Here is a 17,073-nt window from a genome sequence, read left to right on the forward strand (position 1 = left end):
ATATCACCGCGGGGGGTTCTATGCAAGGAAAAACGGCTGTAATCGGCGGAGGTAACTGGGGCTCGGCTCTGGCTGCGCTTGCCGCACATTCTTCAAAAGAGGTAGTAGTTTACGCACTTGAAGATGAGGTCGTGAAAAGCATAAACAATAGCCATGAGAACGCTGTTTTCATGAAAGGGATACAGCTTCCTGAGAACATAGTTGCAAAACCCTTCTCTGAAATCGAAAATATTGAGGCTGAAAGGGTAATATGGACGGTTCCAACACAGTTTTCAGGCAGAACAGCGAAGCAGTATGCGAAAGCTCTTAAAGGCAAAAAGATACTTATTGCCACCAAGGGAATAGAGATAGATACGGGCGACCTTATGATACATGTTCTGGAGCGCGAGTTCGAAGGCGGATTCGCCGTGATTTCCGGACCTTCTTTTGCTAAAGAGGTGGCGCAGAAGATGCCCACCGCAGTGAGCATCGCCGCGAAGGACGAAGAGGATGCGAAATGGTGGCAGAGCCTGCTGTCCACAAGCTATTTCCGCTGTTACTACTCAAGCGACATGATAGGTGTTGAGGTTGGCGGAGCTATAAAGAACGTAATGGCTATCGCAACCGGCATATCCGACGGGCTGGGGTTCGGGCACAATGCCAGAGCCGGACTTATCACCCGGGGACTGACGGAGATGGCTCGGCTGGGCATGTCACTAGGCGGCAAATCTGAAACTTTCATGGGGCTTTCCGGAATGGGCGACCTTGTGCTCACCTGTACGGGAGATCTTTCCAGGAACAGGCAGGCAGGGCTTAAAATAGCCTCAGGAATGACACTGGACGAAGTTACTGCGTCTACAAATAACGTTGCCGAAGGGGTGTATACCACAAAAGCGGCGTATCTTCTCGCGAAACGTCTTGGCGTGGAGACACCCATAATAAACGAAGTGTACGAGATACTTTATAATAATAAAAAACCGCTGGATTCGGTGACTGATCTGATGAGGAGACCCCTCAAGAGTGAAAGCATATGAAAATAATCATAGACGGCAGCTATATAGCGTTTCGCACTTTTCACAAATCCCCGCCGCTTACAAACTCCAAAGGGATTCCCACGGGTGTGGTTCACGGTGTTATGAACGTACTTCTGACCCTTTCGAACAGGTTCGGCAAAGATAACGTTTCCATAGTTTTTGACCATAAGAGCAAGAACCGCAGACACGAACAGCACCCTGAATATAAGGCGACACGGGATGCCACGCCGGAAGACCTGAACGTTCAGTTTCAGATACTGGATGAGCTTATCCCGCTGACAGGGATAGCCTATTACCGCATTGAGGGTTACGAGGGCGACGACATCATGGCGACCCTCGCGGCGCACGCAGAGGGCGAGGTGGGGATGCTCACCCGAGATAAGGATATCTTTCAGATAGTTGACGACAGGGTTAAAATATACGATTCACAGACAAACGAGTTTGCAGGCAGAGAGCTTGTGCTTGAAAAATTTAAAGTGCTGCCGGAGAAGATGGGCGACCTTCTGGCGCTTACCGGAGACACTTCTGATAATATCCCAGGTGTGCCCAAGGTGGGCGTTGTCACTGCGGCAAAGCTGCTGGATGAGTTCGGCAGTCTGGACGGAATATATGCCAATCTGGACAAGATAAAGGGCAAGGTGAAGGAAAACCTTGAGAACAATAAGGAGCAGGCATATCTGAGCCGAAAACTTGTTGAACTTGATATCCTCGAAAAAGACCCAGAACCGGAAAACCGCGAAGACAGGGCGCTTCTGATGGAAAAACTTCAGGAGTACGAGCTTAAAAGCGTCATCGACAAACTGAATGCGCAGAAGCCGGAAACGGACGAAGAGCCTCAGGTTCAGGTGATAGAGCTTAAAGAGTGTTCCCCTGCGAACATTGAACTGGTGCTTTTCGAAGGCGGAAAGATGTATGCGGCTGGCGGCGGCTGTTTTTACGAATACGCCGGACAACCTCTTGAAAACGTAAAATATTTCTATGATATAAAGCATATATATAAGCTGACAGGCTTCAGGTCTGAAAATATTTACGACCTGATGCTTGTGAGCTGGCTGAACGATGCAGACACAGGCGGTCTGGAACGGGCGAAGACCGAGGAGCTTCCGGCTTTCATAGCGCGGCTGCTTGCATCTGCGGAGGCGGAGGTTCAGGCGCTTGGGGACAACAAACTCGAAAAGATATATTTCGACATGGAGCTTCCCTGCGCATACGTCCTTGCGGACATGGAAACGGCGGGTATCGCTCTGGACAAGAGCGTTATGGAAAAGGTAGCAGACAGACTGCGCGACGAAGTGGGCGCTGTCAGCGACGCTATAAAGAATTTTGTGGGGCACGATATAAATCTGAATTCTCCCAAACAGTTGCAATCGTTCCTTTTCGAAGAGCTTTCCCTTATGCCGCCGAAAAAGACGAAAACAGGGAACTCCACAGATGAAGAGGCGATAAAGGCGCTTATATCCCTCAACCCCATATACGCGTCAGAACTGGAAAACATACTTAAATATCGTGAGCTTACGAAACTGCTGTCAACCTATGCACTGCCCCTTTGCGACTATGCGGGTGCCGACGGCAGGATACATACTTCATTTAAACAGACGGGAACCGCCACAGGCAGACTTTCGTCCGTAAATCCGAACATGCAGAACATTCCCATGAAAGGGGATTACGGAGTCCTTCTGCGCAGTGCGTTTGTGCCTGCGGAGGGTTATAAATTCGTATCTTTCGACTATTCTCAGATAGAATTGCGCATCCTTGCGCATCTGACTGGCGACGTTAACCTTCGTGAGGCATACAGAAATAACGAGGACATCCACACCAAAACCGCAGCCGGCATATTCCACGTTGCGCCGGATCAGGTCACAAGCCATATGCGCAGGCTGGCGAAAGCCGTTAACTTCGGAATACTTTACGGACTGTCCGCTTTCGGGCTGTCCAGAGACACCGGAATTGCTCAGAAAGAGGCGAAAACTTTCATCGAAAGGTACTTTGCCGCCTATCCTTCGGTTCGTACCTTCATAGACAAAACCGTGCAGGAGACGCGCACAAAGGGCTATGCCGAGACTATTCTGGGGCGCAGGCGATACATTAAAGAGATAAACAGCCGGAACAAGACCATAGCCATGCGGGGTGAGCGGATAGCCGTAAACGTGCCAATGCAGGGTTCTGCCGCCGATATTATCAAGCTGGCGATGGTTGAGTGCGGGCGGGTTATGGACGATAATAAGTACGATGCCCGCATGGTGCTTCAGGTGCACGACGAACTTGTATTCGAGGTGAAGGCTGATATTGCAGAGGAGTTTGCGCCAGTTATGCAGAAAATTATGGAGAGTGTCGTAACGCTGGACGTGCCTCTGGTTGTCAACGGCGCTGTGGGAAATAACCTTGGAGAGTTAAAATAATGAATAAGCTGAATAATATTATCCGTGAGAATGCTGAGCTGAAAGAGGAGATGAACAGACTGGTTGAGCTGGTGAAGCGAAATCAGGTGAAACACGAAGGATTTCGTACTGTTGAGTTCTCTTTTTTGCTGGCGGAGAGCCTCAGAGAGATGATTGACAAGCCGCTTCATTATATCGAGGATATATTTGACGTTGACCGCGCCGTGATGTTCATTAATGCAGATGTTATGGATTTCGACCGCGAGAGCAACAACCTTGACCACAGGATATATTTCATGCCCTCAGGTGTGTTCAAGGCGTTCTTTCTGGAGCGCCGTCCGTATACGGGTGATTCGAAACTTAATCTTATCAGTGAGTTCGATGTTTATGAGGATATGGATTCATATCTTATTGCGCCTTTGTTCCACGGGGACAATATTATCGGGAGCATCAACCTTTACAGTAGGGAAAAGGACAAATACGGCGGCGAAATATCCACGGATTTCATGAAAGACCTTTCCGCTGTTGCGTCCGTATCTCTGCAGAAGATGTATAACACTGAACTGATATTCCGTCAGACACGCACAGACTTTATGACGGGCACCTATAACAAGCTAGCCATGGCTGAGTTTCTGGAAAAGCTCATGGCGGAATACAGACGGTACGGCACGGGCTTTTACTTCGTGCTGCTGGATATCGACAACTTTAAGCAGATAAACGACACTTGCGGGCACCTTACGGGTGACAACGTCATAAGGGAGATTGCGGACGAGATAAAAGCGGGGCTGCGCACCAGCGACGTGCTCGGCAGGTTCGGGGGCGACGAGTTTTTCCTCATTTTGCCAAACCATGCCAGCTCCGATATGTTCACTCTCGTTGAGCGGCTTCAGGATATAGGTAAAAAAGTTTTTAACGCATACGGGTTTGACTTTGCAAGCCTTTCAGGCGGAGTGGTTGCAGTGCCCGGAGATATAAACACGGACGACACGCCGGAGGATGTTGTGCGCATTGCCGACGGCAGGCTGTATTACAGCAAAAAGAACGGAAAAGGATTTTTCACAGGTGTATAGATGATTATCAGAAAAGACAGTAAAAAATTACAGGAGATTCTTGACAGGGGCGGCATAATGGAGGGTGAATACCTCCGCACCGTTCTTGATATAATCGATAATGTCCGCAAAAACGGCGATGAGGCGCTTGCGGAATATTCGCTGAAATTCGACAGATACGACATTAAAAAACATGGAATAGAGATTTCAAGGGACGAGATGAAGGCAGCGTGGGATGCGCTCCCCGAAAGGCTGAAAACCGCCCTTGAAAACGCGAAAAAGAACGTTGTGGAGTTCCACGAAAAACAGCTCGAATCCACATGGATGTACGAGAAATCCAAAGGAACCTTCCTCGGACAGAAGGTGACGGCACTTGAAAGCGTCGGCGTTTATGTGCCGGGCGGAAAGGCGGTTTACCCTTCCAGCGTGCTTATGAACGTACTGCCTGCGAAGGTGGCGGGTGTTGACGAGATAATCATGGTAACACCGGCAACAGGCGGACAGGTGAACCCGGTTGTTCTGGCTGCGGCATACCTTGCCGGAGTGGACAGAGGATTCAAAGTGGGCGGTGCGCAGGCTGTTGCGGCGCTCGCATACGGAACAGAGAGCATACCGAGGGTCTGCAAGATAACAGGTCCCGGAAACATATACGTTGCCCTCGCCAAAAAGATGGTATTCGGCAGGGTGGATATTGACATGATAGCAGGTCCAAGCGAAGTGCTTATCGTTGCGGACAGCTCAGCCGATCCGGATTATGTGGCGGCGGATATGCTTTCACAGGCGGAGCACGACGAGCTTGCCAGCGCAATAGTTGTAACTGACAGCATGGAGCTTGCCAAGGAGATAGAGAACAGCGTGTATGCCCAGCTTGCGGAACTGCCGAAAAAGGAGATAGCCGCTAAATCCCTTGAGCGCTTCGGCGCAATTATAGTTACTGATGATCTTGACGAGGCGGCGGATATCGTAAACGAGATAGCTGTTGAGCACCTTGAACTTTGCGTGGCGCACCCTATGGAGTTCATGCTGAAAATACGCAACGCGGGTGCAATTTTCCTCGGACAGAACACTCCCGAACCTGTCGGAGACTATTTCGCAGGTCCCAACCACGTTCTGCCCACAGGGGGCACTGCAAAATTTTTCAGCCCTCTGGGAACGTATGATTTTCAGAAGAAAACCAGCATAATATATTATTCCAAAGAACAGCTTATGGCGGATATGGACGACATAAGGGTGCTTGCGGAATCCGAAGAGCTTATCGCCCACAGAAATTCGGTGATAATCAGACAGGAAGACTGAAAAACGAAGCCGCCTGAGAGGGCGGCTTTTTTTTACGGCTGCAAAAGTTCGTTTCTGTTTATCTGCCAGTCGCCGACATAAATATCCGCATCTATTCTGAAATACTTATCCCGCGAGATATCTTTCAGCGTGACAGTTCTGTTTGCGCCTATGAGCGCCTCCAATTTGCTTTTTGAGATAAGCCCCAACGCCCGCTGTTTACCACGTATTTCCGGAGTGTTTATCCCGCGGAAACGCACGGATATTCCGCGCCCTATTATATCAGGATACCCGGCGATATCACATTTAATCGTATCTCCGTCAATAATTTCCAGTAGTGTGCACTGTGCGTCCCCGTAGGTTGTGCAGAACACCGGAAGCGGCAGTAAGATTATCAGAACGGCAACTATATACCTCATGCTGAATTAAATCACGTTTAGAAAATATAGCAATATGTATATCAGTGAAAAATAACCTTTAAAAATATATATCAGATTGTTTTGAACCTCTCCATAAGTGAGTTTAGCCCCACCGCACGCTGTTCAAGATCCGCAACAGTCGCGCTTATCTGTGCCACTGCCGCTGCGCTCTCCTGTATGCCTTTTGAAAAATGGGCGGTATTGTCTGTTGAATTTTCTATGGCATCTGACTGTTCACCGACGGATACACCGACAAAATCGTTGGATTCCTTAACGGTTGCCACCGCTCCTTGTATCTGTCCGAAAATTTCATCGGTATCTTTAATCGCCTTAACGCCGTTCTCAACGTTCTTCTGAGCATTTTCCATATCCGCATCAGCGGATTTTGCATCATCTGCTAGCTGTTTTATGATGGAAACGATCTCCTGTGTTGCCGTCTGGGTCTTTTCTGCGAGCTTCCTCACTTCGTCCGCAACCACAGCGAAACCTCTTCCGGCATCTCCTGCCCGTGCCGCTTCAATGGCTGCGTTGAGCGCCAGTAGGTTTGTCTGATCGGCGATATCCGATATTGCTGTTACGATGTCGCCTATCCTGCCGGATGATTCGTTAAGTCTGCTTATAGTGCCGGACAGCTTGTCAGCGCTGCGCCGTATTCCGTCCACCATTTCAACTGCTGTCCTGAGCTGAACACTGCCCCTGTTCGTGGAAACATATGCCTCAGCGGTGAGTTTCTGTGCGTCTTCTATGTGGTTGTTGATGGAGCGCGAGGTCACGTTCATCTCCTCCATGGCGGAAGCGATATCGTTGACCTGACCCGACTGCTCGGAAAGGGTGCCGGAGAGCTGGTCGGCGGTTGCCGCAAGTTCGCAGCTGCTGGAAGCCAGCGCCTCCGCGGTCTGTTTCACCTCGGAGACAATGACGCCGATACCGGCAATGAACGTGTTTACGTTTTCAGAAAGCTCCTGAAGCTCGTCTCCGGTCTTTATGTTAAGCCTTCGGGTAAGATCCGCGTCAGAGCTGTTCAGCTCCGCTGTTATAGCTGTCAGTCGCGTTATGTTCCCAACAATTCTGGTGTGAATTATGTAAAGCAGAATCAGTAGCGCTGCCAGTGAACCGACCGCCGCCGCGCCGTTGAACAGAAGCGCGTAAAACGACGAATCCAGCAGTGAGGCAGCCTGAGCATCGATTGTTTCAGACATCATGTCTTCCGCCGTTTTAAGGGCGTTTATACGGTCTGTAGCCGTTTTAAACCAGACCTCCGCACTAATGCCGAAATCACCCGCCGCAGAAAGATCCTCCGCCTTTTTCTCTATTGCAGCGGTTGCGGCAAATGAGGGGGTTGATGAAATATCGTCAAAGATGCCGATGAGCTCCGGCGGCGCAGTGCGAAGAAACATTGAAATATATGTGTTCTGTTCCGCTTTAATGGCACTGTAACGCCCGAAGTCTCCGTTTCTGAACTTTCCGTTGGCGAAAACGTTTGTCAGCAGCGCCCGCTCTATACCCGCTTTCTCCTTCGCACTCAGAAAGTTGGCATATGCCGCCAGCGAGCGGGAAACGGAAGCGTCGTTGGTAAGTCCTGATGCACTGAACACCTCGGACAGAAGTTTTGAGTTCATACCGGAATAAAAAGCGGTGGTTTCCGCAGCGGAAACAGACCCGGAATCTATTTTGGATCTGATACCTGCGCGCTCTTCAAGTGTGTTGAGCGCCGCGTTGAGCCTGTTTTTGATTTCTGCGTCTATTTCGTTGTCAGACACGAATCTTTTGAGAGACGCGACCTCACTGTCCACGTTCTGTCTCTGGGAGGGGAGTTCGTTTGCGAATTTCGTTCCGCCGCTCCCGATAAATCCGGAGGTCATGCCTCGCTCTTTCTGAATCTCATGGACAAGTCGGCTTATAGCCGCGCTGGCATGAACCATGGTTTTGACCTGCTTCATGCCTGAATGGACGGTATAATACCGATAAGACGATGAAAATGAATAAAATAATAACGCAATCGCCGGAAAAATAAGCGCCAGCGTTACTTTCTTTCTGATGCTCATGTTTAATCCCCCACAGGTTAATAATGAGATAATAACTGTCCTGTTGGGATAAGTATATTGAAAACGGATGTTAAGATTGTAAGTTTTATGAATTTTATAAAGTCTTTAGATGTGTTTTGCTGGTTGAACCCGTACAAGCGGCAAGCGGGAGCACTATGCGCACCGTTACTCCGCCTTCACAGTTGAAGATGTCAATAGTGCCGCGCATGTATTTTTCTATGACGGTTTTGCTGATGAAAAGCCCCAAGCCTATTCCTTCGCCCTCGTCCTTGGTTGTGAAATAAGGTTCAAAAATTCGTGAGAGAGCCTTTTCCGGTATGTTTTCGCCATTGTTTGTCACGGTTATTACTACACATTCTGCGGAAAACCTGACATGAAATTCAATTTTCCCACGGGAGCGGTGTCCGCTCATAATAGCTTTTACTATGGCATATCTCGCATTTGAAATGATGTTCAGGAAAATATGCTTCATCTCTATTCCGCTGCATTTTATAAGGTTTTCCTGAGACTGGCAGGGGGGCAGTTTAACTTCGTTAGTGCAGATGAAATAGTCGTTGCTTGATTCGCAGATAAAAGTGAAATCTATCCCGCACTGCTGGAGTTGGCTGAAAACAAGTGAAATACACTCTGTCAGCACGGAGGTTACCGATATCAGATCCTCTTCATGCCTGTCGCTGAAAAAACTGCGGAAGCTGTCTATAGTGGAGGACATCTTCATTATCAGTTCCATTGCCATGGCTGTGTTGGACTTTATCTCATCCGACTGCAGACCGGAAATTTCCGCAGCTTCCTGAGTGTCCTGCACGATGAGCGCAAGCGCGTTGAGCGGCTGTCTCCACTGGTGGGCAATGGCTCCCAGCATCTCGCCCATAAGTTCCAGACGGGTTTTGTTGAAGATACGTTCCTCAATGCCGAGATATACTCTGTTTTCATCCTTTATAATATCTGCTTCGCTGCGCCGGAAAGCGGAATGGCTGCGGAGGAATGTGCCGTCAGGTCTGCGCTCTATGGTGCCGTTGAAAACAAGCTCCATTGCGTGCCCTGCCTTATGCTTCATGATGAAGGTGAAATCTTCAATGATTCCCTTTTCGCGAAGGTGCGCAAAGCCCTTTTTAAATTTTTCAAGATATGTCTCGTGTATGAAATCGCCGAACCATCTCCCTATGACCTCTTCGCGGGCATAGCCGAGAGTGTCCAGCCAGACCTGATTTATATCCAGCATAATACCGTTTGCATCAATGGATTGATAACCGAGTGAAGACCGCCTGATAAGCTCGCGAAGAGCCGCGTTCTCGTTTTTCAGGTTTCTCAGACTGTCTTTATCAATTCTCCTGTCTGAATCACACATGAACAACCTTATAGTATTTTATATTTAATGTTAAAGTATGCAGATGTGGAATGCAACAGAGAATGAGAATTATGGACTAAAAAAGTCCGTCGAGTCCAAGAGTTTTCGTAAAGTCCCATATGTTCATAAAGAAGGCGTCAAAGCGGGATTTTGTAACCTGCTCCTCCTCGCGCTGCCAGAAATATAACCCGCTGACTGGGTAAAGATACCCGAAGTTGTAAGACGTGTGGGTTTCCGTACGTCTGGCTATCAGCGAGAGAGGGTAGCGGTATATCAGTTCCTGTCTGCGGACTATCTCCTCTGCCTTTTCGCGGACGTGTTTCGCCTGTTCAAGGAGAGATTCGATGTAGAACTCTGATGAGTCGCTCAGGTACACGTTTCTGTGTGCGGCGGCAGTCAGGGTCAGTTGTCTGTGTTTAGCCCGGAGCGCGGTTATGTACATGGCGTTTATTATCTCCGACCTCAGGGTGTCTTTCATGAAAACCGTGTCGCCGTGATGCTTTTCAAGCTGCTGTGTGACTGCGTAAAACCGTCTGTAGAACTCGTCCAGCATATCTGCCTGTGACTGCATCTTTTCGCGGTGGCGGCTGCCCAGAAAAGGTATTGCAGCTTTAAATACGGAAACGCTGTCCTCCGGCTGAAAACTGCGGTTGAACGGATAGGGCAGCTCTTCGAAAGGCGTTTTCGCAGCCATCAGGCTTATGAGGTTGTTATCTTTCAGGTATTTTTCCTGCAAAAGGAACGCCTTGTGCCAGAGTTTTGCCGAATCTTTGCCGAACAGTTCCGTAAGCAGTGAATCCTCAGATATCCTGCGCTCGACGGTACCGTCGTAAAGCCGCCACGAGAAACGTGTTATGCTGTAGTCTATCAACCAGTAGCCCCATTCCCAACCGCTGGTGAATGTGACGTGTCCGGCAATTCCGTCATCCTTTAACAGTTGAATGTCGTCGTATCTGCTTTGCAGATAGGGCAAAAGAAAGAGAGGCACCGATGTGTCGAACGTCACCCAGTATGACGATTCCGGCCAGTACCATGTTTCGCGGCTGCTTTTGTTCTCTTTCAGCATTTTGTACATGAAATGCAGGTTGTCGTTTCCGTAAACCGGAGCGTTCTTGTCGGCGAGGCTGTAGAACATAACTGAATGTATGAGTATGCCGGCATATGAGGGCGCGCCGGAATATTCACGCTTAATTACATGGGTGTTCTCATATACTCTGCGCTTATATTTGCGGGATATCAGGTCGAGAATGTAACGCTTTTTATCCGGAAGAAGACGAGCCAGGTCGGGCAGAAATTCGCCCATGGTGAAGTCTATACAGACATAGTCGAACGGAACCTGCAAAAGCCATCCGACATTCCTGTCTATCTGCTGTTCATAGCTTTCAGGACGTAACAGTTCCATAGCCTGAAACGCTTTCTGCTGAAGGGTGGAGAGGCTTATCACCGCACCGGTCTGAAGCCCCCGGCGTTTAGCGTAGTTTATGTAGTCCGTAGCGTATGGAACCCATATTCGCCTGTCCGCAGTTCGCAATATCCAGAATTGAAATGTGTTCTGACCGTTGCGTACCAGCCAGTCGATATACTGTTTAACATCCTCTTTGCCGAAAGGGATGTCTGGGTTGAACAGAGGCTCGGTAAGCTCAACCGGGTGCATGGTGTGCATGTGAAAACCCTGATAAGCGAAGAGGGGCTCGCCTTTGAAATCGAAACGGGATGGGAGAATCCAGTCTTCGTATATGGGGATATAGGTTTCTTTGGGGTGGTAAAATCTGAAACCCAGTTTGTGCTGCAAAAGTCCGTATATTCCGTTTACAATGCCCTGGGGTGTTTCTGCTTCTATGGTTACCGTAACACCCGCCCCTTCGGCTATGGGGGCGGATGTTATACGATATCCATGTAGCTTGGTAAGAACTTTAAAAGGAGGTTTATGAAGCAATTTATTTCTATCAGCCCGCTCTCTGAGCTGAATATTCACTCTGCCGGATGCTCCGTTAACTGAAACCGTTGTATGAGGAAAGCACTGTTTCAAAAGCGTTCCGGCGTCTGCCAGTGTTATATAGACAGAGCTGTTCCGCAATAGTTCAGGCGAGACTGAGAAATTTATATTTTCAATAGCGGCATTGGCGGAGAAAATCGGGAAGGATAAGAGAAAAGCCAGCAGCAAGCGTAATTTAAGCATTAATCACAGCCTTGAAATTATTATTATTAAGGCGATGATACATTAAAAAAAGGAATGGCGTATTCAGATAGTTGTAAGAAATGGGCTCTCAGTCGTCGTTGTTGTCGTTTTCATCCTCTTCAACGTCGAAACTTGGGCGCTGTAAAACGTCGATATCCTGTAATTTGCCGTCAAACTCATTCAGCAGGAGCTTAACGATGCTGTCCTGTTCGGCTTCTTTCTTGATTTTTATGTCATGGATGGTTTCGATATGCTCTTTTTTCTCAATTATGCTTTTTTTTTTGGAATCCTGTTCCAGAACAACGGAAACTTCAGCTATTGCTGCGTATGCCTGCGGCACAATCTGGTTCAGAATGTCTATGTTCTGCTTACGTACAATATAGTCATAGTGAAACTTCTTATCGGCACTGAAACCTATGGTGAGAACGCCGCCAGTCTGCTGGACAATGTATCCGTGGCTGAGGTTTGAAGCTATCAGAGGCTGTTTGTTATCATCCAGCGTCTTCATGATATTCTGGAGCTGAACGTCTGTGGAAGAGAGCACTGGCTGCGCGGAGGTTTCCGCCTGCGGTTTCTGTATCATCGGCTGGGGTGCGGCGGGGCGTGGTGCTCCTGCAGATGCCGGTGCCGTGCCGAGGGGCACCGCCGGAGCCATGCCGGAGGTGGGGATAAGGGCGGATATGCTTGCCGCTTTGTACATCCCGAACTCGAAAACGTACTGGCTGAAACTGAAAAACTTTATATCATTCAATAGCTTCTGGAAAACCTGAAACAGTGCGAAAAGGCGCTGTTCGCTGGTTGTCTGAGCCAGAATACCGTAAAATTCGTTCTCTTTTGATGTCAGCTCGCTGTTCTCTTTCTTTGTGATTATACGCATCATAAGGTTGCGGGTGTGCTCAATGAGCGTTTCTGCGGCGAAAGTATAGTTGATGCCTTTTGCAGTGAGTTCCGTGCATATCTGCGGGATATCCTGCGTATTCTCTTTTATGACAGCCTCAAAAAGCCTGTTGAGGATACTTTTGTCGGAATAACCGAGAAGAAACGACGTGTTCTGTTCGTCCAGAGAGCCTCCTGTAAAGGCTATTATCTGGTCGAGAAGAGAAAGCGAGTCGCGCATACAGCCGTCGGAGTTGCGCACGACGAGGCTGAGAGCGTCCGGTTCATATGTTACGCCCTCTGTGTCCAGAGCGTTTGCAAGGCTCTTATACATGATGTCATAGGGAATCTTGTTGAAGTCGTATTTCTGGCAGCGCGAGATTATCGTTGCAGGAATACGGTGGGGGTCTGTGGTCGCCAGAATGAAGATGACGTATTCAGGCGGTTCCTCAAGGGTTTTCAGAAGCGCATTGAACGCGTGCTCGGTGAGCATGTGCACTTCATCTATTATATATACTTTGTATCTGCACTTCATGGGGAGAAAGCGTACCGCTTCGCGCAGATCGCGTATCTCATCTATGCCGCGGTTTGACGCGCCGTCTATCTCTGCAACGTCCATTGATGTGCCGTTTGTTATCTCAAGACAGTTTTCGCACTTGTTGCATGGGTTACAGCCATCCGGATCAAGACAGTTGACAGCTTTTGCAAGAATCCTCGCCGCACTGGTTTTGCCCACGCCGCGGGGACCTGTGAAAAGATACGCGTGCACTATCCGCCCCATCTCGATGGAGTTTTTCAGGGTGGTTACGACAAACCCCTGTCCCGAAAGCTGGTCAAAATTTTGTGGTCTTAGTTTGCGTGCAAGCGCGACGTATGACATATGTAGAAGTTAAAGGATGTTGGGTTATACGTCAAGGAAGTTTTGACGCTTAGTTTTTTCTGCCGCCTTTTGGCGTAAATAACCGCTGCTCTATTTTTCTCCGACGAACATATATCCTTCTCCCCATACTGTTTTTATAAAACGGGGATATTTCGGGTCGTCGCCCAGTTTTGTCCTCAGTCTGCTTACAGTAACGTCCACCGTACGGTTAAACGCATCGCAGTCAAGCCCTTTAAGCTCGTTGAAGATTTTATCTCTGTCAAGTACCCTGTAGGGATTGCGCATCAGCATAAACAGTATCAGAAATTCCGCTCTCGTAAGTTCCAGTTCAATCCCGTCCAGAAAAGCTCTTTGGGTGCGGGTGTCTGCTGCCAGTCTGCCGTGATTAATCTCTGATGGTGCTGTTTGTTCAGTTGGTTTTATTTCGACCCTTTTCAATATGGAAGATATTCTCGCCACAAGTTCACGCGGTTCGAAAGGTTTCGGGAGGTAGTCGTCCGCCCCGACCTCCAGTCCGGCAATTCTGTCCTCAACATCGCCTCTGGCGGAAAGAATTATCACCGGAGTGTCCCATGTCCTGCGTATCCGTTTGCACAGCTCAAAACCGTTCATTTTGGGCATCATTACGTCCAGGATGATTATAGAGGTCGAAGACGTTCTGAGATGGTCTTCAACCTTTGTCGGGTCGTTGATGCTGTCGGCAGTATATGAAAACTCTGCCAAATACCTTGAAAGCATACGGCAGAGTTTGATGTCGTCGTCGACTATCAGTATCCTGTTCTGCATATTTCACCAATAAGCGTAAAAACAACCATGGCAATAAATATAGCCGCTGTAAAGCAGAATACAACGATTTTCGTCCTTTTCACGCGTCTATCCGAGCTGTCTGCATTTTTCTACATCGGCATATTCTGTTATGTCGTTTCCGAAATGCACCATATATTCACCTTCGATAGGAATCCAGTAGCCGTCGCTGACAATCTCTGTATCGGAGAGATAGCATACCTTTCTGACGGCTTTCCCTGTTTTTCTGGCTTCTGCGGCGCGGCAAAGTTTGTGGTTTCCTCCGTTCAATGATGAGCATTTAATTCCGGTGCTAACGCCGAGAGACGCGCACATCTTGTTCACTGCAACTATTTCGTGTTTGTAAGTGATCAGCATGACAGGTGAGGGAAAGGTTCCCCACATAAGATTGAACGCATCCACAACATCTTCTTTTGTTCTTTGCTTTGAAATTTCCATTTATTTCTCCTTAATTTTTTATAAGCAGGGGCGGCAGAGTGAAAACAACTTCAGTTCCGACACTCTCTTCACTTTTCACGGTTATCGTTCCTCCGTGCATTTCCACGATTTTTTTGCATAAACTTAAACCAAGCCCGTAGCCTGTGTTGCGTGTTCTCGCCGAGTCTGATCTATAGAACGGTTCAAAGATGAAAGGCAGATCTTTTGCCGGGATACCCTGCCCCTTGTCCCTGACGGATACTGTGAGTCCGTCTGCATCTGCGGACAATTGCAGAAGTACCGGTTCGTGCGAATTGACAGAGTATTTGACTGCGTTCTCAAGCAGGTTATTCAGCAGGCTTTCCATCATAAGACTGTTTGCGCAGAGTTTTATGCCGTCACCAATATTCGCTTGTATCTTACCGCCCATAGATGCGAATCTGCGGACACATCTTTCTGCCAGAGCTGAAAAATCAACGGAATCCATTTCTAAGGCTTTGTCGCCGATACCAAGTCTTGCGGACTCCAGAACCTTGCCTGTCAGCGTTTCCATGCTCATGATGTCTTCAATCAGCGACTGTTTCAGTTCATTGTCTTCAACCATATCCGCAGCAACACGCATACTGGTGAGCGGTGTCCGCAGCTCGTGGCTGACATCTGCCAGAAGTTGTTCGCGTGAACGTATTGCCCGCTCGATATCTGCCGTAAGTTCGTTGAACATGCAGCAGAGCTGCGCCAGTTCATCTTTTCCCTTATGAAGTATCTTGTGACCGTAGTTACCTTTTTTTACCTCTTCAATGGCGGCAAACATTTTTCTGACGGGCGAAAGCATCTTTCCTATGAAAAACAGCAGACCGAACAGCATAACCACCACCATGCCGCAGAGTATGAACAGGAGTATCCTCAATCCGCTTATTTCACCCTTTTCGGGTGACATGAGAAGTGTAAGCGATCCATTGTCTGTTGCGCTGATTATTCTGGTATATCCGTGAGCTGACGCGATGGATAAACCGTCTTTATCATAAAATTTAAAAAGTTTTCTGTCGTTGAAATCATCCTTAAAAATTCCTGCCGTCCACGACCCTGCCGGAGATTCGTACTTCGCAAAGAGTTTCGCGCGCGTTGCAATCGCCTCAGCATTTGCCTTCTGCGGCGGATTGCCGACGTCTTTTACCAAATATTTTACGTAATCGGTGAAGTTTGAGCGTGTTCTGGTGTCCGTTGTTATGGAGTAATAATGAAACGCTCCGAAAAACGCAAAATTAAGTATCAGTGCTGCAAAAGAGGTGAGCACAGCCATTTTTGTAAAAAGCGAGTTTATCCTGGGCATCAGAGTTATCTCCTGCCGGTATTTCATGATGTCAGTATACGAAAAAAAGCACGGCAGGTGTGTTCAAAATTGTGTTGAATTGTAACAGGTTGTAGCAGCAGATGTTGGGATGGATAATAGAAAAGCCCTGCATGAGCAGGGCTTTGTAGTCATTGTCTCTTACAGTTCAGCTATAATCTTATAACTCGTGGTAGCCGAGGCGTTTAGAGATCTCCCGTGCATATTTTCTTGCGATGGGGAGAATCTCTTTTTCCATGCGCTGATCGGTCATTCTGCAAGCGGGACCTGTAACGGACAGAGCCGCCACGGGTACGCCCAGATAGTCTTTAACCGGAACCGCTATGCAGCGGACACGGGGTTCGAACTCCTCGTTGTCGAAGGCATAGTTGTCCACAGCCACCTTTTTCAGTTCTTTTTTAAGAACGGGAAGAGATGTGATTGTGTTATCTGTGTATCGTTTGAGCCTTGCGCCCATGTAAATCTTGTTTATCTCCTCTTCGGAAGAGAACGCGAGCTGAACTTTGCCGATAGCTGTGCAGTATGCCGGAACATCCTTTCCAACACGGGATACTACGCGCACGGGCAGATTTGTTTCCGCAATGTCAAGGTAAATGACGTTTCCTTCGCGCAGGATGCCGATATATACGGATTCATTAACATCTGAAACTATTTTTTCCATAAACGGACGCGCAAGTTTTAAAATTCCGAGTTTGTTAACAAACTTTTGTCCGAGATTGAATATGCCTATACCGAGACGGTAGTTTTCGGTATTGAGATTTTGTTCGATATATCCCCGCGAAGCGAGAGTCGCCAGCAGTCTGAACACATTGTTTTTGTGCAGCCCGAGCGATTTACTGAGCTCAGTGACACCGAATTCGTCTTTATTTTCAGCATTGCGGAAAACCTCGAACAGTTGTAATGCGTGGTAAACTGACTGGACAGGTTTTACATCCGGCTTATATCCCATAGAAGCGCTCCTTTTTGCCTTGTTCGCGAATAAAGTAGAAAAACGTTATAATATTTGGCTGTATCTTTAGCAAGAGTAAACCACAGTTTTGTA

The 17,073-nt window shown here is 48.2% G+C and carries 13 protein-coding genes; 4 read left to right on the forward strand and 9 right to left on the reverse strand.

All coding sequences use genetic code 11. From position 1 onward, the window contains the following. Nucleotides 1-20: 20 nt before the first annotated feature. From Q7P67_RS04325 to hisD, 4 genes are read left to right on the forward strand one after another with little or no spacing between them, the layout of a single operon-like run. Nucleotides 21-1,013, forward strand: a complete 993-nt coding sequence (locus Q7P67_RS04325; protein ID WP_295223672.1) for an NAD(P)H-dependent glycerol-3-phosphate dehydrogenase — start codon at nt 21-23, stop codon at nt 1,011-1,013. Then, on the forward strand, nt 1,010-3,412 hold the full coding sequence (locus tag Q7P67_RS04330; RefSeq protein ID WP_303850678.1) for a DNA polymerase I: 2,403 nt from the start codon (nt 1,010-1,012) through the stop codon (nt 3,410-3,412). Before Q7P67_RS04325 ends, Q7P67_RS04330 begins: the two co-directional genes overlap by 4 nt. Beyond that, a complete protein-coding gene (locus Q7P67_RS04335; RefSeq protein WP_303850679.1) occupies nt 3,412-4,461 on the forward strand; it encodes a diguanylate cyclase in 1,050 nt (349 codons plus the stop codon). Before Q7P67_RS04330 ends, Q7P67_RS04335 begins: the two co-directional genes overlap by 1 nt. Further along, nucleotides 4,462-5,736 (forward strand): histidinol dehydrogenase, encoded by a 1,275-nt coding sequence (gene hisD, locus Q7P67_RS04340; protein WP_295223669.1) that lies wholly within the window; start codon nt 4,462-4,464, stop codon nt 5,734-5,736. 32 nt (nt 5,737-5,768) lie between these two features. Here the strand turns inward: hisD and Q7P67_RS04345 are convergent, their stop codons facing one another. The 9 genes from Q7P67_RS04345 to Q7P67_RS04385 form a co-directional block, all read right to left on the reverse strand. Further along, nucleotides 5,769-6,134 (reverse strand): thermonuclease family protein, encoded by a 366-nt coding sequence (locus Q7P67_RS04345; protein ID WP_295223668.1) that lies wholly within the window; start codon nt 6,132-6,134, stop codon nt 5,769-5,771. A gap of 71 nt (nt 6,135-6,205) precedes the next feature. Beyond that, the gene (locus tag Q7P67_RS04350; protein WP_303850680.1) at nt 6,206-8,179 is read right to left on the reverse strand and encodes a methyl-accepting chemotaxis protein; all 1,974 of its coding nucleotides are present in this window, start codon (nt 8,177-8,179) and stop codon (nt 6,206-6,208) included. A gap of 94 nt (nt 8,180-8,273) precedes the next feature. Next, entirely contained in the window at nt 8,274-9,527 is a 1,254-nt protein-coding gene (locus tag Q7P67_RS04355; protein ID WP_303850681.1) for a sensor histidine kinase, read from the reverse strand. A 76-nt stretch (nt 9,528-9,603) separates the two neighbouring features. Beyond that, nucleotides 9,604-11,463 (reverse strand): hypothetical protein, encoded by a 1,860-nt coding sequence (locus Q7P67_RS04360; RefSeq protein WP_303850682.1) that lies wholly within the window; start codon nt 11,461-11,463, stop codon nt 9,604-9,606. Between the two features lie 331 nt (nt 11,464-11,794). Continuing rightward, entirely contained in the window at nt 11,795-13,462 is a 1,668-nt protein-coding gene (dnaX, locus tag Q7P67_RS04365; RefSeq protein WP_303850683.1) for a DNA polymerase III subunit gamma/tau, read from the reverse strand. A 90-nt stretch (nt 13,463-13,552) separates the two neighbouring features. Further along, on the reverse strand, nt 13,553-14,248 hold the full coding sequence (locus tag Q7P67_RS04370) for a response regulator transcription factor (protein WP_303850684.1): 696 nt from the start codon (nt 14,246-14,248) through the stop codon (nt 13,553-13,555). Nucleotides 14,249-14,335: 87 nt separating this feature from the next. Continuing rightward, a complete protein-coding gene (locus Q7P67_RS04375) occupies nt 14,336-14,704 on the reverse strand; it encodes a hypothetical protein (protein ID WP_303850685.1) in 369 nt (122 codons plus the stop codon). 10 nt (nt 14,705-14,714) lie between these two features. Continuing rightward, complete coding sequence (locus Q7P67_RS04380) at nt 14,715-16,040, reverse strand: HAMP domain-containing sensor histidine kinase (RefSeq protein ID WP_303850686.1); 1,326 nt, start codon at nt 16,038-16,040, stop codon at nt 14,715-14,717. A 151-nt stretch (nt 16,041-16,191) separates the two neighbouring features. Continuing rightward, on the reverse strand, nt 16,192-16,980 hold the full coding sequence (locus tag Q7P67_RS04385) for an IclR family transcriptional regulator (RefSeq protein WP_303850687.1): 789 nt from the start codon (nt 16,978-16,980) through the stop codon (nt 16,192-16,194). Nucleotides 16,981-17,073: the final 93 nt, after the last annotated feature.

This window comes from Seleniivibrio woodruffii, from assembly GCF_029267515.1.
In the GTDB taxonomy this organism is placed as follows: domain Bacteria; phylum Chrysiogenota; class Deferribacteres; order Deferribacterales; family Geovibrionaceae; genus Seleniivibrio; species Seleniivibrio woodruffii_A.